The following is a 16825-nucleotide window of genomic DNA, read 5'->3' on the forward strand; positions in this document are numbered from 1 at the left end:
AACCCCCCCCCCCCCCCCCCCCCCCCCCCGCCCCGGCCCCGGGGCCGCGGAGAGGGGTAAAACCCCCAGGGGGGGGGGTGTGTGGGGTTCGGAAGCTGACCGTCGGGCATGTCTCTACCGCCTCATTCGCGACTCGCAGCATCGCGGACGGTGGTTAATGAAATCTGAATCGGTTAAATTTCTTCCTGACACCCGAAAACTGGCTCTACTGGCGCGACGGAATGGCGCTGTTTGGCCTTATGGCCGCGATTGATCCGAAGGGCCGGATTTGGTCCTATGCGCCAAAGCCGGCCCCGAGCACCGTCATTGGGGGGGCCCGCATGCCAGGGAGACGATCATGAAGAACGCCGAAGTCGCCAAACGCCGCGAGGACGCCATCTCGCGCGGGGTGGGGATGACCACCCAGATCTACGCCGACCGGGCGCTGAACTCCGAGGTCTGGGATATCGAGGGCAACCGCTACATCGACTTCGCCGCCGGGATCGCGGTGGTCAACACCGGCCACCGCCACCCGAAGGTGATGGCGGCGGTCACCGAACAGCTCGGCCGTTTCACCCATACCTGCCACCAGGTCCTGCCCTATGAGAATTACATCCGGCTGGCCGAGCGGCTGAACGCCCTCGTCCCCGGCGATTTCCCGAAGAAGACCATCTTCGCCACCACCGGCGCCGAGGCGGTCGAGAACGCGATCAAGATCGCCCGCGTCGCCACCGGGCGCAACGCGGTGATCGCCTTCGGCGGCGCCTTCCACGGCCGCACCTTCATGGGGATGACGCTGACCGGCAAGGTCGAGCCATACAAGAAGGGCTTCGGCGCGATGATGCCCGATGTGTTCCACGTGCCCTTCCCGCAGGAGGTGCACAAGATCACCACCGAACAGGCGATGGAAGGCATCCAGAAGCTGTTCAAGAGCGATCTCGACCCGGCCCGCGTCGCCGCGATCATTTTCGAGCCCGTCCAGGGCGAGGGCGGCTTCTACCCGGCGCCGGCCGATCTGGTGAAGGCTGTGCGCAAACTCTGCGACGAGCACGGCATCGTCATGATCGCCGACGAGGTTCAGACCGGCTTTGCCCGCACCGGCCATATGTTCGCGATGCAGGCCTATGGCGTGGCCGCCGACATCACCACGATGGCTAAGGGGCTGGGGGGCGGTCTGCCGATCTCGGCGGTGACCGGCCGGGCGGATCTGATGGACGCGAGCCAGCCCGGCGGCCTCGGCGGCACTTATGCCGGCAACCCGCTCGGGATCGCGGCCGCGAATGCGGTGCTGGATGTGATCGAAGAGGAAGACCTCTGCGCGCGCGCCAATGAACTGGGCTCGCGGCTGAAGCAGAAGCTGGAATCCCTGCGCGCCACCACCCCCGAGATCGTCGACATCCGCGGCCCGGGCTTCATGGTGGCGGTGGAATTCGCCGATCCGAAATCGGGGGCGCCGGATGCGGGCTTCACCGGGCGGGTGCGGCTGGAGGCGCTGAAGCGCGGTCTGATCCTGCTGACCTGCGGCGTTTACGGCAATGTCGTGCGCTTCCTCGCGCCGATCACCATCCCTGAGGCGCATTTCACCGAGGCGCTCGGCATCCTCGAAGAGGCGGTTGCGGCGGCCCGCCAGGGCTGAGCCGGACCGGCAGTCCGGGCCGCGAGGCACCTCGCCCCGCCGCCCGGCACTTCCGCAACGCGAATCCTGCGGGAGAAGATCCGACTTAAGGCTGCCGGCTGGGTTTCCCTTTGCGGGAAGCCTCGCCCGCCACGGCGGACGCGAGCCCTGGCGCGTCTCCCGCAGGCGGCAGGTTCGCCACATCCAGGCGTTCCACTTTGCGCCGGTATCGGGCGAGGCCAGGCTGCCCACACAGAAGCGGTTTCTGCCACACGGACCCCGGGCCTCTGTCCTGCCATAGCCCATCAGAGCACGGATCGGGCCCGGCGCAGGCGTGATCACCCTCCCCTCACCTGCCCTTGCCCGGGTGAAAGCCGGGACATCCCGCCTGCGCGCCGGTTGATGCCGGAGTTCCCCCCGAACGCAGGCTGTCCTGGCCGAGAGAAGGGCGCCGCATCGCGTTTTGCACGCGCTGCCGTCCGCCCCCGACGGCGGCGGCCCGCCGGGATCGGGACCGGAAATCCGCCGGTCGATTGACGCCGCGGGCGCAAGCGGGAACCTTCGGCGCAGGGGCTGCGTTTGATCACGTATCACTCTCCAGCCCGAAACAGACAAGAGGTTGTCATGAAAGCGATCGCTCTCTCCCTTTCCATCGCCGCGCTGGCGCTTTCGGCCTGTGTCGAGACCACGCCGACGCAAAACACCGTCCTGGGCGCCGTGGGCGGCGCAGCGGCCGGGGCCGCCGTCTCCTCACGGGACGACAGGACCAAAGGCGCGCTGGTCGGCGCGGCCGTCGGGGCGGCTGCGGCCACCTATCTGGGCCAGACCAGCACGCCCGGCCAGTGCTACTACCGCAATTCGGCCGGCCAGCGCTACGTCGCCGCCTGCTGAGCAAAAGCGGCAAACGGCCCCCCAGGGGGCCGTTTGGCATCGCGGGTCCAACATCACGGGTCCTGAGCGGCTTCGGCGCGATGGACTGGCCCTGAGCGTCACCTTCCGCCCCCCTCCTCAGCGCAGGCGGCGCTTCCGGCCGGAGGAAACCGGCCCGGGAGCAGCCGGTTGCCCGCCGCTGCACTGCAGCGGCCACCCGCCGAGACGGAACGCCCGCCCCGGCATCATCGCTCCGCGCTCAGCTTTCTTCCCCCCTGTCGAGCGCAAATGCAACCCGCCCTGCGGAAGGGCCGGAACTGATGGCATTCTGCGCCCACAGCGCATTCCGATCAACGCTTCTTGCGCCAGCAGGGGCCGAGCGGATACCCCACGGACATCAGTGCCTCACCGCAGGCCGGGAAAGCCCCGGCGACCGGCAAAGCAGCAGCGTTCTCCGCCCGGCAGACGCCGGGACTCGTCGCATGTCCGCGGCCACCTGGCCGAGGTGTCAGGTGGACCCGCCCCGCCCGGGCACGTTCGGACGGCCCCGGCAAAGGATGGGCGCGCGTGGCGCGGCCCGCCCGGCCATCCGGCCTGCGCGGCCTGACCCGACCGCTCCCCGGCACTCCCCGCAGCATATCGCGGATGCTGCGGCCTTGGCAGCGGCGGGGATCACGCCTAAGAGAGGGCGTCCCCTCAGCCCATTGCGCTTTCCCATGCCCCCTGGCCCTTCCCCCGCTCCGCCCGCGATCCGCATCGACTGCGGCCCGGTTGTGCTGGGCGGACGCGAGGTGCTGGCGCCCCTGCGGCTCGATCTGGCCGAGCGGCGCATCGGCATCGTCGGCCGCAACGGCTCGGGCAAGACCACGTTTCTGCGGCTGCTTGCCGGGCTGATCGCGCCACGGTCGGGGGGCGTCAGCATCGGCGGCCAGGACCCGTTCCGCGACCGCCGGGCGGCGCTGGCGCAGATCGGCATCCTGTTCCAGAATCCCGACCATCAGATCCTCTTCCCCACCGTGGCCGAGGAACTGGCCTTCGGCCTCGCACAGCAGGGGCTGCGCCAGAAGGACGCCATGGCCCGCGCCCGCGCGACGCTGGCCGCCGAGGGTCGTGCGCATTGGGCCGAAGCGCCGGTCTCGACGCTGTCGGGCGGGCAGAAGCAATATCTCTGCCTGCTGTCGCTGCTGCTGATGGCGCCCTCGACCCTGCTGCTTGACGAGCCGTTCTCCGGGCTGGATCTGCCGACGACCCACCGGCTGCGCCGCCGGCTGGCCGCGCTGGACCAGCGGCTGATCCTGATCGGCCACGATCCCCCCGGGCTGGAGCAGACCGACCGGGTGATCTGGCTGGAAGAGGGCCGGATCGCCGCCGACGGCCCGCCCGAGGTGGTGCTGCCCGAATTCACCCGCGAGATGGGCCGGATCGGAGAGGCCGATGCTGACACTGACCTCGCCGGTTGACACCCCCTGGCACCACCTGCCCGCCGGCGCGAAACTCGCGGCGCTGGCCGGGTTCACGCTGGTCCTCTTCGCGCTGAAATCGCCCTGGGCGCTCGGGGCCGCGCTCGGCCTCGTCCTCGCGCTGCATCTGCCGGGAGGGCGGCGCTTCGGGCTGCACGCGCTGAAGATGCTGCGGCCCCTGTGGTTCTTCGTGGTGGTGGTCTCGGCCTGGCATCTCTGGACCGGCGAGCCGCGGACCGGCGCGGTGATCGTGCTGCGGATGATCGCGGCGGTGGCGGCGGCCAATCTGGTGACGATGACCACGCGGCTCTCCGACATGCTTTCGGTGATCGAGCGGCTGATGCGCCCGCTGGCGCCGCTGATCCCGCCGCGGCGCCTCGCGCTGGCCTTCGCGCTGGTGATCCGCTTCATCCCCGCCCTCGGCGAGAGCCTCGCGCGGATCCGCGACGCCTGGGCCGCGCGCAGCCCGCGCCGGGCGGGCTGGCGGGTGCTGGTGCCCGGCGTGCTGGCGGCGCTCGACGATGCCGACCGCGCCGCCGAGGCCCTGCGCGCCCGCGGCGGCACCGACGGCGAGCCGCCGCGGGGGTGATCCGCATCCGCCTGGCTCCGGCGCCCCGCGCCCGGTTCCCGAAGCGCGAGGCACGGCGGGCAGACCGGTACGCAGGCGGCCTCTGCCCGTTCTGCCCCGGCGAGACCCTGAAGCGCGGGGTCCGACCCATTTGCGGCCCGCCTCAGAAAGCGAAGGCTGCTCCACCGTCAATCATCCTCCGCCGGTTTTGTCGGCACGACGGCCAGATCCTCACCGGCGCGTCGCCGTGCGGACATGATCTGGCAGAAGTTCGGCCCCGCGCCCGGGACCCGGGCCGGTGAGCCAGCCGGATGTGAGCCTCTTGCACCCCGGGTGGGGCCGTGAGTGTGCTGCGGCACTGGATGCGGAGACCGCCAGCCTCTCGCGGGAACCGGCGGATGCGGCGGGGATCGCGCGCCGGAGATAGCGCGCGCCCGCGGGCGAAGCCTCGCAGGCCCCGCAGAATGCCGGGATCACCCCCGGCAGCCTGACACGCCGATCACCAGACAAGACTGAAGCTCAAACTGCCCGGCACGGGCAAGAGCGCGGCCGCTACCCGGGTCTTGCGCCGATGCGGCGGCGCAGAATAGGATCCGCCGCAATCGCGAAAGGATCCCCCATGGAACGCTCCCTCACCCATATCGCGCTGTTTGCCGCGCTGATCGCCATTCTCGGCCTCGTGCCGCCGATCCAGCTCTCGTTCGGGGTGCCGATCACCGCCCAGTCGATGGGAATCATGCTTTGCGGCACCGTGCTGGGGGCGAAACGCGGCACGCTTGCGGTGCTGCTGTTCCTCGCGCTGGTCGCCGCCGGGCTGCCGTTGCTGGCGGGCGGGCGCGGGGGCCTCGGCGTCTTCGCCTCGCCCACGGTCGGCTATCTGATCGGCTTCGTGCTGGCGGCCTTCGTCACCGGCCTCGCCGTCGAGAAGACCACGCTGCCGGTGGGCGTCGCCGCCGGGGCGGGTGCGCTGATCGGCGGCGTGGGGGTGCTGTCGGTCTCGGGCATCCTCGGCATGGCGGTCATGCTGGACAAGACTGTCGGCGAAGCCGCCTATCTCGCCGCCGCCTTCCTGCCGGGCGATATCCTCAAGGCGGTGCTGGCGGGATTCATCACCAATGCGCTGGCGCGGATGCGGCCCGCCTCGGTGCTGTCGCGCGCCTGAGCGGCACCGCCTTCCGGCCCCCGCGGGGGCCGGGCCCGCGCGGCTCAGGGCGCCAGAACCAGCGCCGAGCCGATCCCGCCCGCCGCCGCGATGGCCGCAAGGCCCGCCCCGCCGCCCGCGCCGGTCAGGTCGTGGAACAGCCGTACCGCCAGCACCGCGCCCGAGGCCCCGATCGGATGGCCGCGCGCAAGCCCGCCGCCCTTCGGATTGACCCGCGCCGGGTCGAGCCCCGCCCCGTGGACACAGGCGATGGCCTGGACGGCATAGGCCTCCATCACTTCCGCCTGGACCAGTTCGGCCGCTGAGAGCCCCGCCTCGCCAAGCGCCGCCGAGATCGCCGCGACCGGCGCGAGGCCGGGCTCCGCCGGATCGCCCCCCAGCGTCGCCGCGGCGCGGACACGCAGCGCGGGCCGCCCGCGCGCCAGAGGCGGCGCCACCACCACCGCGAAAGCCGCCGCATCCGCCGCCACCGCCGCATTGGCCGCGGTGATCGTGCCGGTGATCACCGGCGCGCGGGCCGTGGTCGCCGGGCTCAGCCCGCGGGTGAAACTGTCGCGCCCGAGCCCGTCCAGCGCCACGATCTCGGGCCAGCCGCGCACCGCAAGCGCCCTCAGGTGGCTCTCCACCGCCCAGGCATCCTGTTCCGCCCGCCCGATCCCGAGCCGCCGCCCCAGCAGATCCGCCGCGAGCGCCATATCCGGGTCGCGCTCCGGCCAGGGGGTGAAGGGCGCCTGGTCATAGGGGACGCCATCCCGCAGCCGCTGCGGGCGGCGCGAATGGCTCTCGACACCACCGGCGACCACCACCTGCGCCCGCCCCGCCGCGACCAGCGCAGCGGCGAGCGCGATGGCATCCAGCCCGCCCGCGCATTGCCGGTCGATGCTCAGCCCCGCCACCCGCTCGGGCAGGCCCGCAGCCAGCGCGATGCGCCGCGCCGGATTGCCGCCGAGGCCAATCGCCTCGGAACAGATCAGTTCCCCCACCTGCCCCGGCTCCAGCCCCGCATCCGCGAGCAGAGCGAGCACCACCGGCGCGGCCAGCGCCTCGATCCCGAGCGCAGCGAGGCCCCCGCCCCGCGGCGCAACGGCTGTGCGCCGCGCCGCCGTGACAAAGGCCCTCACAGCCTCGCCCTCAGCGCCGCGAAATCGGTCTTGCCCGAGGCGAGTTCCGGCCAGTCCTGCCGCCAGACCAGCCAGCGCGGCGCCTTCATCGGCCCGAGGCGCGCGCGCAGCGCCGCGAGGATCTCGCCTTCCCGGGCGGGCTCGCCCCGGACCACCGCGAACAGCACATGGCCGCGCCGCGCATCCGGTTCGGCCAGAACGGCGGCGCGGCTCACGCCGGGCATCGCCTCGATCATCGCCTCGATCTCTTCGGGAAAGACATTCTGGTCGGCCACGCTGACCATCCGCCCGCGCCGCCCCGACAGATAAAGGAAACCGCCCTCGAACCGCCCCATCTCGCCCACCGAGAGCCAGCCGTCGCGCCAGCACGCGCCCCCCTCGCCGCCCCCGGCGTAGCCCTCGAACAGATAGGGGCTTTTCACCCAGATCTCGCCTTCGTCCACCAGGATCTCCACCCCCGGATAGGGGCGGCCGACCGAAGCGGCGGGCGTCTCCTCATCGGCCAATGTGATGAAACTCGCCTCGGCCGCGCCGTAGAATTCACGGATCGCGGCACCCGGCGCCATCTGCGCCAGATCCGCGCGCAGCTTCGCATCCAGCTTCGATCCGCCGCACAGCACCAGCCGCAGATCCGCCAGCGCGCCATAACCGCAAAGCGCGCGCAGCTGCGCGGGCGTCGCGTAAAGCGTGTCGATCCCGCGCGCCGCCAGCGCCCGGTGCTGGCGGTCGGGCCGCAGCCCGGCCAGAACATGCACCTCACAGCCCAGATGCAGCCCTTCCAGCGCGCCGTAAAGCGAGAGCGAATGCACCAGCCGCCCCGGCACGGCGACGCGCCGCCCCGGCCCCAGACCGAACAGCCCGGCATTGACGGTGAAACTGCGGATCCAGCTTGCCTGGCTGCGGCGGATCCGCCGCGGCACTCCGCCCGAGCCCGATGTCAGCGTCTCGAACACCGGAACCTCCCCCGGCGCAGGCGCGGGCCCGTCCGCCCCGGCGCGGATCGCGAAACCGCCGCCCGAAGCAAGGGCGCATGCAAGCGCCCGCGCCGCGGGAACATCGGGGATCACATTGCCGCAGGGCCGGATTTCGGGAAATGCGGTATCTGCGGCCGCAAGCCCGGACTTTGCGGTGCCAGGAAGCCGGGCGCCGGGCGAAACAGCCCCGGCAATGCCCGCCGCCGCAATCTGCTCCTCCGGCAACTCCCCGGCGCCGTCCGGCCGGTAAAGCCGCGCCGCGGGATGCCAGCGAAAGCCGGTCGCGCTCATCCCAGCAGGGTCGCGATCCGGCGCAGCGCCAGCAGATAGCCTTCGGTGCCGCAGCCCGCGATCACCCCGTCGGCGCGCTGCGAGACGTAAGAGTGATGCCGGAACGCCTCGCGCCGGTGGATGTTCGAGATATGCACCTCGATCACCACCCCGTCGAAGGCGTTCAGCGCGTCGAGGATCGCCACCGAGGTATGCGAATAGGCGCCCGGGTTGATGATGATCGCCGCGCTGTCCTCGCGCGCGGCCTGGATGCGATCGACCAGCGCGCCCTCGTGGTTCGACTGGAAGGCGGCGATCTCAAGCCCCAGTTCAGCCGCCAGAGCGGCCGAGGCGGCCTCGACATCGGCCAGCGTCTCATGACCGTAGATTTCAGGCTGGCGCCGGCCGAGCAGGTTGAGATTCGGCCCGTTCAGCAGCGTGACACGCTTCGCCATCGCATTCCCTCTTCAGATCCCGGCATTCCGGGGCGCGACGATAAAGCAATGCCCGCGCGCGGCAAGCCCCCGTCCGGCTCCGGCGTTGCCCGAGGTCTGCGCCGGGGCGGTGTCAGACCCCGCTCAGGCATGGCTGGCCGGGGACCGAGATTTTCCCAGAGGCCCGACGCCGCGCTTTCGTTCCGCTGCGGGGGGGCTTTGATCCGGCTTCAGAGGACGTGGTTCTTCGCAGGTTCTGAAAGCCGGCGCTCTGACACCGCCTGCGCCGGGACGGGCCGGATGCGGGGGACACGCATCGCGGCGGAAAGGCCGCCGCATAAAAAATGCGGCCACGTCCCGGGGACGGCGGCCGCAACGGGGAGATGTTTGTGCCGCCCTCAGGCGACGTTTTCCAGCACCACCCGGGGCTGGATACCAAGCGCGCGCACGACCTCGCGGGTCAGTTCCGGGCGGTTGAGCGTGTAGAAATGCAGATCCTCCACGCCCCCCTCCAGCAGCCTGTCGCAAAGCTGGGTGCATTGCGCGAGCGCGTAAAGCTCTTCGCGGCCGTCCTTCACCGCGCGGCTGAAGGCCTCGTCCAGCTTCACCGGCACCTGGGTGCCGCAGCGCGCGGCGAATTTCTTCGCCCCCTCCCAGGAGATGATCGGCAGGATGCCGGGGATCACCGGCACCCCGATCCCCGCCTTCACGCAGGCGTCGCGGAAGCGGAAGAAGGTGTCCGGCTCGAAGAAGAACTGGGTGATCGCCGAAGTCGCCCCGGCATCGACCTTGCGCTTCAGATACTCCACATCGGCCCCGGCATGGCCTGCATCGGGATGCGGCTCGGGATAGGCGCCGACCCGCACCTTGAACCTGCCGGTCTTCGCGATGGCTTCGACCAGTTCCACCGACGAGGCGAAGCCCTCGGGATGCGGGGTCCAGGCCCCTGCCCCCTTCGGCGCATCGCCGCGCAAGGCGACGATCTCGGTCACGCCCTGGGCGGCGTAGCTTTCGACGATCTCCAGCGTCTCGGCTTTCGAGGCATCGACGCAGGTCAGATGCGCCGCCACGTTCAGCCCGTAATTGCGGTGGATCGTGCCCACGGCCTCATGGGTCAGCTTGCGGGTGGTGCCGCCCGCGCCATAAGTGACCGAGACGAAATTCGGATCCATCGGCGCCAGCGCCCGCACGGTTTCCCACAGCCGGAACGACGCATCCAGCGTCTGCGGCGGGAAGAACTCGAAGGAAATGCGGGGTGCGGCGGTCATCATGGTTCTCCTTGAACACGCCCCCTTGTCGCCGATTCCCCAATGTGAGACAAATTCATAATCCGCACCATCTTTATGAATTCACCGCATGTATATCGAGCTGAAACATCTGCGCACCATCCGGGCGATCCATCAGGCCGGCGGGCTCGCCCGCGCGGCCGAGATGCTGAACATGACGCAATCGGCGCTGTCGCATCAGGTGGCGGGGCTTGAGGACCAGGCCGGGATGGAGCTGTTCGTGCGCCGCTCGAAACCGATGCGGCTTTCGGCGGCGGGGTTCCGGATGCTGCGGATCTCTGAGCGCATCCTGCCCGAGATCGACGCGCTGGAAGAGGAATTCGCCGCGCTCCGCTCGGGCAAGACCGGGCGGCTGCATATCACCCTGGAATGCCACGCCTGCTACGACTGGCTGTTTCCGGTGCTGGAGATGTTTCGTCACGCCTGGCCCGAGGTCGATGTCGACATCCGCGCGGGCCTGGCCTTCGACGCCATGCCGGCGCTGAACCGCGAAGAGGTGGATCTGGTGATCACCTCGGACCCGGCGGCGCAATCCGGCGTCACCTTCAACCCGCTGTTCGACTATCACCCGACCTTCGTGGCCTCGGCGCAGAACCCACTGGCGGCGAAGCCCTTCATCGCCGCCGAAGATTTCCGCGACCAGGTGGTGATCACCTATCCGGTCGGCCGCGACCGGCTGGACCTGTTCACAGAAGTGCTGACCCCCGCGAAGGTCGAGCCGCGCGGCCACCGCACGGCGGAACTGACGGCGGTGATCCTGATGCTGGTCGGCTCGAACCGGGGGGTGGCGGTGCTGCCCGACTGGGTGATGCGCGAGGTGAGGAGCAGCGCGGATTACGTCACCCGCCCGCTCGGCCCCGATCCGGTGATCAAGCGCATGTATGCCGCCACCCGCGAGGAAGACGCCGCCCGCCCCTATGTCGCGCATTTCCTGCGCCTCGCCCGGGTCGAGGCGGTGAAACTCCAGCGCGGCTGAACGGGAGACGGCCCGCCGCAGCCGATGGAAGGCGACGCCGCGGAACCGCCCGGCGGGCCTGTATCCCGTGGGCTGCGCGAGAGGCCATCCCCTGTCGCGGAAAAGCGCCTGGCAGGGCGGGAAAGCCGGACCTTCCCCTTGACCAGATCCTCGTTGACTTGGCGCGGGATGCGCAAAATGCTGACCGCCGTATGTTTCGATTCTGCCAGGTGACTTTTTACCGCGAATACCGGAGGCCCTTATGCGCGCCATGATTGCAGCACTGGTTCTGGCTCTGATGCCCGCTCTGCTTCACGCCGAGGCCGCGCAGATCCTGCCCGGAGCCCTCGCCCTGGGGCCCGAGCCGCCTGCCGCCGAAGCGCCCCTTCCCGACGAGCGCATCCTCGCGGCGGCGACCGCGGGCGTCGCGGTTCTGATGCATGAGGCGACGAAAGCGGTGATCGAGGTCCGCGTCTCGATCTCGAAGCAGATGATGGAGGTCCGGCACCGGGGCGAGCTGGTCTATGAGTGGCCGGTCTCGACCGCGCGCAAGGGCAAGATCACGCCGCTCGGCTCGTTCAGGCCGCAATGGCTGTCGAGGAACCACAAATCCAGCCTCTACAACAATGCGCCGATGCCGCATTCGATCTTCTACAGCGGCAATTACGCGATCCACGGCACCGATCAGGAAGCGAAACTGGGCCGCCCCGCCTCGGCCGGCTGCGTGCGGCTGAGCCGCGCCAATGCGAAGATCCTCTTCGCGATGGTGGTCGAGGAAGGCAAGGACCGGATGCGGGTCGATATCGTGGACTGATGCGGCCTGGCGCGGTTTCACAGATCCTGAGAAGTGTTCATCCGCTGAATCCGGCGTGTCGGCCGGATGGAATGAGGAAACCGGCACCGCCGCGCTGCGAGGCCCGGAACCGGCCAGCCTGCAACGACGTGTGTCAGACATCAGAGCTTCCTGTCTCACGGTCGAGGATTTGATGTGCCTGATCGCCAGGACCGTCAGGCATTTCCACCCAAAACGTCAGTCAAAACTGACCCACTCTGCCGGATGCAAGGCATCAGTTCTGCGGGACAGAGCGGACGGTCGCCCCACTGATGGGGATCGATGATCATCCCGAAACGGCGAGGCGCCGGAGCACCATGATCGGGCCAGGATCGTGCCCCCGGCCTGACTCCGGCAAACGCAGCGTCCGGATAGCCGTTTGCGGAGAACAGGCCTGCGCTTCGGGATACAGCTTCAGGCTGAAAGCTCTCGCCGCACGATATCGGCGCCCGCGCTCAGCGCCGCCAGCTTCCCCCTTGCCACGTTGCGAGGCAGGGGCGCCATGCCGCAATTGGTGCAAGGATAGAGCTTGTCGGCATCCACGAACCGCAGCGCCTTGCGCAGGACCTCGGCAACCTCTTCGGGGGTCTCAACCGTATCGGTCGCCACGTCGATGGCCCCGACCATCACTTTCTTGCCCCGCAGAAGCTCGATCAGATCCATCGGAACGTGGGAGTGCTGACACTCCAGCGATACCATGTCGATGCCCGATGTCCGCAGCCTGGGGAAGACCGCCTCATATTGCCGCCATTCGGCGCCCAGGGTCTTCTTCCAGTCCGTATTGGCCTTGATCCCGTAGCCATAGCAGATGTGAACGGCGGTTTCGCATTTCAGACCCTCGGCCGCCCGCTCAAGCGCGGCAACCCCCCAGTCGTTCACCTCATCGAAGAAGACGTTGAAGGCCGGCTCGTCGAACTGGATGATGTCGATCCCGGCCGCCTCCAGTTCCCGCGCCTCTTCGTTGAGGATACGGGCGAATTCCCAGGCCAGCTTTTCGCGGCTTTTGTAATGGCCGTCGTAAAGCGTGTCGATCATGGTCATCGGACCCGGCAGGGCCCATTTGATGGGTTGCGTGGTCTGCGCGCGCAGGAATTTCGCATCTTCGACGAAGACCGGCCTGTTGCGCGACACCGCTCCGACGACGGACGGAACGCTGGCATCATAGCGGTTGCGGATCCGGATGGTTTCGCGTTTCTCGAAATCGACGCCTTCCAGATGCTCGATGAAGGTGGTGACGAAATGCTGACGTGTCTGCTCGCCGTCGCTGACGATGTCGATGCCCGCCTGCCGCTGATCATTCAGCGCCACGCGCAGGGCGTCCTGCTTGCCTTCAAGCAGTTCCTCGCCCTCCAGCTTCCATGGCGACCAGAGTTTCTCCGGCTCGGCGAGCCATGAGGGTTTGGGCAGGCTTCCTGCGGTGGAGGTGGGCAGCAATTTGTTCATGGCGCGTTTTCCTGGCTTGTCCGGATGATCAGGCGGCGTATCGGGCGGACCATTCCGCGAGAATGTCCTGGCAGGGGGTGATGAAATGTTCCTCTGCGAACCTGCCTTGTTCCAGGGCCAGCCGGCTGCGTTCCTCCCGGTCATAGGTGACCCGGGTCAGCGAGTAGTCGCGATGCGTCAGGCTGGGCCGGAACACAGCCCCTGCGGGAGAATTGGCGTTGTAGATTTCCGGGCGGTAGATCCGCTGGAAGGTCTCCATCGTGCTGATCGTGCCGACAAGCTCCAGGGTCGAGTAGTCATTGAGCAGGTCGCCCGCGTGATAGAACGCCAGCGGCGCAACCGCGTTCGGGGGCATGAAGTTGCGGACCTGCAACCCCATCTTCCCGAAATAGCGGTCGGTGACGGAGAGGTCATCCTGCCGGTATTCGACGCCGAGAACGGGGTGCCGGTTCCCGGTTCTGTGGTATGTGCGGCTGGCCGAGACGCTCAGGCAGATGACCGGCGGTTTGCCGGAGCACTGCCGATAGGCTGCCGAGTCCAGGAAGCCCTTGAACAGGTTGCCGTGCAACTCGCCGAAATCTTCCGGCACCTTCAGGTCCTTGCGATCCCGGTTGTGCCGGGGCAGCACGACGCTGAAATCGTAATCCCGCACATAGGACGAGAAGTTGTTCCCCGCGATGCCGTCGATCCGTTTGCCGGACAGGCGGTCGAGGATGGTCGGCTTCAGAATCTCGATCAGCGGGAAGGCATCGATGCCACGCCCATCGCCGACGCTCAGCGCGACGGAGATGATGTCGAGCTCGACCGAGTAGCGGTCACGGCCGGGATTGTCCCAGTCCGCCAGTGCATTGAAGCGGTTGTCGATCATCGAAAGCGCGTTGCGCAGATTGTCCTGCCGCAATTCGCCCCTGGCCAGATTGGCGAAATTGGTCGTAGCGCGGGTGTTGTCCGACGGACAATAGGTGTCGTCGAAACGAACGGTCGTGATGGAACAGGCGAGGTCACGTCTCATCCAGGCATGCCTTCCGAGTGGCCCGCGGACACGGGCCTTGAAAACCAGACGATCCCCGTGACGATTGTCACGAAGCGGCGATTTCACCTTGCGGATAGGCCGCTCCCGACGCGCCCACCGCGGCCGGAACAGGTGAGAGATCGAGGCAGGTTTCCTGACTTACGGGTCGTCACCTGATCCGGCCTTCCCGACGCGAACTCCGCGCCAGTGGCATGTCGGACAGGCTCTCCGCCAACAGTTGCGGGGGCAGCTCCGGATTTGGCGAATGCCTGACCGGATTCCCTTTTACCCGGGGTTTCCCCCGGCACCTTGATCTGCCGATAGGGTCAGCCGGATCGGTGCCCGAGTCAACCTGGCCGAGGCATCGAAATTTTCATCTGGATTATGAGGATGACACAGGGAAAGGTGAAGCGACGAGAGCAGCCCGGTGGGGAGAACCTCGCGCCGGTCCTTGCAGAGCGACTGTCCGCCAGGGGCCCTTCGCGTCGGTGACGTGACCCCGGCTGAGATTCCAGTTGGGTCAGAAATCTGACGGAAAGCCAGAAGTGTCTGACACACCATAAAAGTATCAGATGTCAGCGATTCCTGACTCATTCACCTTCAGTTTCTCAACGATTGGCTGAACGCCTGTCAGCCAGTTCTACCCCAAACCTCAAGCATTTCCCGCCCAACTAGGATCGACTGCCGAAGCCACTGGCCGCTCTCGGCCCATAGCTGCCGGTCGACCTCGACAAATGCTGCTTTGCCGAATTCCCGGAAGCTGCCGTTCGTCTCGCGCCGCAGCAAACACACGGCCAAGATCGCAGCGATGCGCGTTATAGCTGTCGCTTCCAAGTGCGGGAGCGCCAAGCTCAACCTATAAGTCGGTCGCTGCGCGAGGGCGGTGAGTGGGCCTTCCGCCACACAGAATCAACATATATAGCTGTCGTCCATCATATCCGCTCGGCTTGGGGCACAATTCCAGATGTTTGTGTCGCTGAATTCCTAAGTCAGCCCAAGTCATACTCTGAGACTGCTTATCTTTGCACCATGCCAGATAAACAAAGCATGCTGGATTCGCTTTCATCAACACGCAGGAAACTTGGCCCCGGAGCTTTTTGGACTGCCTGCTGAACCCCTCGTCCCGGATGACCATGGCTGTTGGTACCGACAGCCGCGATCGCGAAAGTTAGGTCTGGGAATGCCTTAAGTACCGAGCAGTCGAAACTAAGGTCCGACCCGTGGTGTGGCAGCATTAATTGTCCAATCATTGGTGCGTAGCGGCCATAGAACTGAAGGAATTTTTTTCGACGCTTGGTAACTGAAAGATCGAAATCTCCGGTCGAAAGCCAACCAGGCTGCACCACCCGCCGTATAAGATTACCTTGGCGGGCTGTGCATTGAAGTTTGTAACCTGGTACGAATCCCGGGCCAGCATAAAGCGCCATAGAATGAAGGTTGTGTGACACCCAGACCGCATCGTAGCACTTCCGAAGCTTATCGCGTCCTGCTTTCGCACGCGCGGCATCAGCGTAAGCCTTTGCTGTGAGGCCGCTGCCGAATTCATTAATCAGGGCAGCCTCGAATGAGGCGAGCTTTGCAGCGGAAGGCTTGAAAGCAAAGGGAGACAGCACCCAGTTGAGTTGCCCGCAGGTTCCCGAGATCGGCGCGACCGCTCCCGCCGGAACGCGGATGATCTCTGCGCTGTCTGATGAGCCCGCAGGTGCGACCGACGGCAACCTTCGCGTCCAATCGTACTTCAACCGCCCGCGACTGCCGTCGGGTACGATCTCACCGCTACCAGTGGGGTCGATAGGATCGGGACCGTCTGAACCTTCGTCTTCTTCGCTGTGTCCATCAATGTAGGTAATCCGCTGAACGCCGCGGGCACCAAACCAGTCGCTCGGACTAGAGACAAGATCAATAAACGTACCCGACAATGAGCCATTTCCGGCCGCTGCTGCTAGATGCAGCGCCCATTCGACGTCACCGAGATACGGCAGGATAACTTCGTCAACCGCGTCAACTGCTGACAGCAGCTTGTCCACCCCTACGACGTGATCGCCGTCGAGGTGAGATAAGAACAGCATGTCTAGACGCGCGCCGGCGATCGCCTTGATTTGCTCGTTTAGAACGTCCTGCTGATTAGATCCGCAATCGTAAGCCCAGGCGAACGCGGGATCGCCCACGAAGGGGGCGATGCCCAAAGAACGCCCATGTTCGGTCAGCCAACCGGCGTGGAAGCCGCCTTGGCCGACTGGAAATTGGACCTCAAAAAAGTCGATTCTGGTCATGACGTGAAGCTAGGCCGTTCGAGGCAAGAGATACAAGGGATAAGCAGTCACGCTTGACGAGCTGGGCAAACGTATGAATCCGGCGTAGCCCGCCGCTATGCGGCTTCGCGGCGGATTGATAGGCTCCAATTCCAGGGGAGCAGTTTGTTAACGCGCGAGGCTGTGGTGTTTGGCAGCCGTGTCAGCACATCGGCCAGCCAAGCTTGGGGGTCGACGTCGTTCATCCTGGCAGTGACGATGAGGGAGTACATGAAGACCGCGCGGTCGCGGCCGCGAGGGAAACCGGCGAAGAGCCAAGCTTTTCGGTCCAGAGCCACGCCGCGCAGGGCGCGTTCGGCCACGTTGTTCGTTAGGCAGACGCGGCCGTCGTTGAGGAAGCGGGTGAATGCCTCGCAGCGGCCATCGCCATCGAGCATGTAGCCAATCGCCTTGGCGACGGGGTTCTGCGGCGACATCCGTGCCCGCTGGGCTTGCATCCGTGTGAGCTACTCCCCGGAAATCGGACAGTGACGGAAGCTACGATCTGACGTTTGCTGGTCTCCAATGACGAGGAGATCAGGAATGCGGAAAC

The 16825-nt window shown here is 67.1% G+C and carries 14 protein-coding genes, 1 pseudogene and 1 riboswitch; of the genes and pseudogenes, 7 read left to right on the forward strand and 8 right to left on the reverse strand.

Translation table 11 applies throughout. The features are described 5' to 3' along the window. Positions 1-337 precede the first annotated feature (337 nt). The 5 genes from XINFAN_RS17050 (at position 338) to XINFAN_RS17070 (ending at position 5654) form a co-directional block, all read left to right on the forward strand. Positions 338-1615 carry a 4-aminobutyrate--2-oxoglutarate transaminase gene (locus XINFAN_RS17050; protein WP_124088073.1) on the forward strand — a complete coding sequence of 426 codons (1278 nt, stop codon included), beginning with the start codon at positions 338-340 and terminating at the stop codon, positions 1613-1615. A 603-nt stretch (positions 1616-2218) separates the two neighbouring features. Beyond that, entirely contained in the window at positions 2219-2485 is a 267-nt protein-coding gene (locus tag XINFAN_RS17055; protein ID WP_124088074.1) for a YMGG-like glycine zipper-containing protein, read from the forward strand. A gap of 695 nt (positions 2486-3180) precedes the next feature. Beyond that, positions 3181-3924: an energy-coupling factor ABC transporter ATP-binding protein gene (locus tag XINFAN_RS17060; RefSeq protein ID WP_124088075.1), complete on the forward strand. Its 744-nt coding sequence runs from the start codon at positions 3181-3183 to the stop codon at positions 3922-3924. Next, the gene (locus XINFAN_RS17065; protein ID WP_124088076.1) at positions 3899-4513 is read left to right on the forward strand and encodes an energy-coupling factor transporter transmembrane component T family protein; all 615 of its coding nucleotides are present in this window, start codon (positions 3899-3901) and stop codon (positions 4511-4513) included. Before XINFAN_RS17060 ends, XINFAN_RS17065 begins: the two co-directional genes overlap by 26 nt. Before the next feature lie 598 nt (positions 4514-5111). Continuing rightward, the gene (locus XINFAN_RS17070; RefSeq protein WP_124088077.1) at positions 5112-5654 is read left to right on the forward strand and encodes a biotin transporter BioY; all 543 of its coding nucleotides are present in this window, start codon (positions 5112-5114) and stop codon (positions 5652-5654) included. Between the two features lie 44 nt (positions 5655-5698). Here XINFAN_RS17070 and XINFAN_RS17075 read toward each other — a convergent pair whose 3' ends face one another. The 4 genes from XINFAN_RS17075 to metF form a co-directional block, all read right to left on the reverse strand. Further along, the gene (locus XINFAN_RS17075) at positions 5699-6775 is read right to left on the reverse strand and encodes a thiolase family protein (RefSeq protein WP_124088078.1); all 1077 of its coding nucleotides are present in this window, start codon (positions 6773-6775) and stop codon (positions 5699-5701) included. After that, entirely contained in the window at positions 6772-8040 is a 1269-nt protein-coding gene (locus tag XINFAN_RS17080) for an AMP-binding protein (RefSeq protein WP_124088079.1), read from the reverse strand. Before XINFAN_RS17080 ends, XINFAN_RS17075 begins: the two co-directional genes overlap by 4 nt. Then, positions 8037-8474 (reverse strand): type II 3-dehydroquinate dehydratase, encoded by a 438-nt coding sequence (aroQ, locus tag XINFAN_RS17085; protein WP_124088080.1) that lies wholly within the window; start codon positions 8472-8474, stop codon positions 8037-8039. The genes XINFAN_RS17080 and aroQ overlap by 4 nt, the downstream gene beginning before the upstream one ends. Positions 8475-8851: 377 nt before the next feature. Beyond that, a complete protein-coding gene (metF, locus tag XINFAN_RS17090) occupies positions 8852-9721 on the reverse strand; it encodes a methylenetetrahydrofolate reductase [NAD(P)H] (protein ID WP_124088081.1) in 870 nt (289 codons plus the stop codon). Positions 9722-9809: 88 nt separating this feature from the next. Between metF and XINFAN_RS17095 the strand changes: the two genes are divergently transcribed. Continuing rightward, entirely contained in the window at positions 9810-10715 is a 906-nt protein-coding gene (locus XINFAN_RS17095; protein WP_124088082.1) for a LysR family transcriptional regulator, read from the forward strand. Positions 10716-10956: 241 nt separating this feature from the next. Beyond that, positions 10957-11508, forward strand: coding sequence for a L,D-transpeptidase (locus tag XINFAN_RS17100; RefSeq protein WP_233352289.1), 552 nt, complete (start codon positions 10957-10959; stop codon positions 11506-11508). Between the two features lie 432 nt (positions 11509-11940). Here the strand turns inward: XINFAN_RS17100 and XINFAN_RS17105 are convergent, their stop codons facing one another. From XINFAN_RS17105 to XINFAN_RS17120, 4 genes and pseudogenes are all read right to left on the reverse strand, one after another. Then, positions 11941-12969, reverse strand: a complete 1029-nt coding sequence (locus XINFAN_RS17105; RefSeq protein ID WP_124088083.1) for a methionine synthase — start codon at positions 12967-12969, stop codon at positions 11941-11943. Between the two features lie 28 nt (positions 12970-12997). Next, entirely contained in the window at positions 12998-13981 is a 984-nt protein-coding gene (locus XINFAN_RS17110) for a DUF1852 domain-containing protein (RefSeq protein ID WP_124088084.1), read from the reverse strand. A gap of 127 nt (positions 13982-14108) precedes the next feature. Further along, a riboswitch (cobalamin riboswitch) is annotated at positions 14109-14308 on the reverse strand. Between the two features lie 689 nt (positions 14309-14997). Next, positions 14998-16254, reverse strand: a complete 1257-nt coding sequence (locus tag XINFAN_RS17115; protein ID WP_124088085.1) for an MBL fold metallo-hydrolase — start codon at positions 16252-16254, stop codon at positions 14998-15000. A 95-nt stretch (positions 16255-16349) separates the two neighbouring features. Beyond that, a pseudogene (locus tag XINFAN_RS17120) lies at positions 16350-16730 on the reverse strand (transposase domain-containing protein); the annotation flags it as partial. Positions 16731-16825 lie beyond the last annotated feature (95 nt).

Origin of the sequence: Pseudogemmobacter humi, from assembly GCF_900609055.1 — a bacterium.
Taxonomy (GTDB): domain Bacteria; phylum Pseudomonadota; class Alphaproteobacteria; order Rhodobacterales; family Rhodobacteraceae; genus Pseudogemmobacter; species Pseudogemmobacter humi.

Excerpts from the sequence above, each read along its gene's own strand:
- XINFAN_RS17050 (WP_124088073.1), top strand. The coding sequence starts at position 338 with ATGAAGAACGCCGAAGTCGCCAAACGCCGCGAGGACGCCATCTCGCGC.
- XINFAN_RS17055 (WP_124088074.1), top strand. The coding sequence starts at position 2,219 with ATGAAAGCGATCGCTCTCTCCCTTTCCATCGCCGCGCTGGCGCTTTCG.
- XINFAN_RS17060 (WP_124088075.1), top strand. The coding sequence starts at position 3,181 with ATGCCCCCTGGCCCTTCCCCCGCTCCGCCCGCGATCCGCATCGACTGC.
- XINFAN_RS17065 (WP_124088076.1), top strand. The coding sequence starts at position 3,899 with ATGCTGACACTGACCTCGCCGGTTGACACCCCCTGGCACCACCTGCCC.
- XINFAN_RS17070 (WP_124088077.1), top strand. The coding sequence starts at position 5,112 with ATGGAACGCTCCCTCACCCATATCGCGCTGTTTGCCGCGCTGATCGCC.
- XINFAN_RS17080 (WP_124088079.1), bottom strand. The coding sequence starts at position 8,040 with ATGAGCGCGACCGGCTTTCGCTGGCATCCCGCGGCGCGGCTTTACCGG.
- aroQ (WP_124088080.1), bottom strand. The coding sequence starts at position 8,474 with ATGGCGAAGCGTGTCACGCTGCTGAACGGGCCGAATCTCAACCTGCTC.
- metF (WP_124088081.1), bottom strand. The coding sequence starts at position 9,721 with ATGACCGCCGCACCCCGCATTTCCTTCGAGTTCTTCCCGCCGCAGACG.
- XINFAN_RS17095 (WP_124088082.1), top strand. The coding sequence starts at position 9,810 with ATGTATATCGAGCTGAAACATCTGCGCACCATCCGGGCGATCCATCAG.
- XINFAN_RS17100 (WP_233352289.1), top strand. The coding sequence starts at position 10,957 with ATGCGCGCCATGATTGCAGCACTGGTTCTGGCTCTGATGCCCGCTCTG.
- XINFAN_RS17105 (WP_124088083.1), bottom strand. The coding sequence starts at position 12,969 with ATGAACAAATTGCTGCCCACCTCCACCGCAGGAAGCCTGCCCAAACCC.
- XINFAN_RS17110 (WP_124088084.1), bottom strand. The coding sequence starts at position 13,981 with ATGAGACGTGACCTCGCCTGTTCCATCACGACCGTTCGTTTCGACGAC.
- XINFAN_RS17115 (WP_124088085.1), bottom strand. The coding sequence starts at position 16,254 with ATGACCAGAATCGACTTTTTTGAGGTCCAATTTCCAGTCGGCCAAGGC.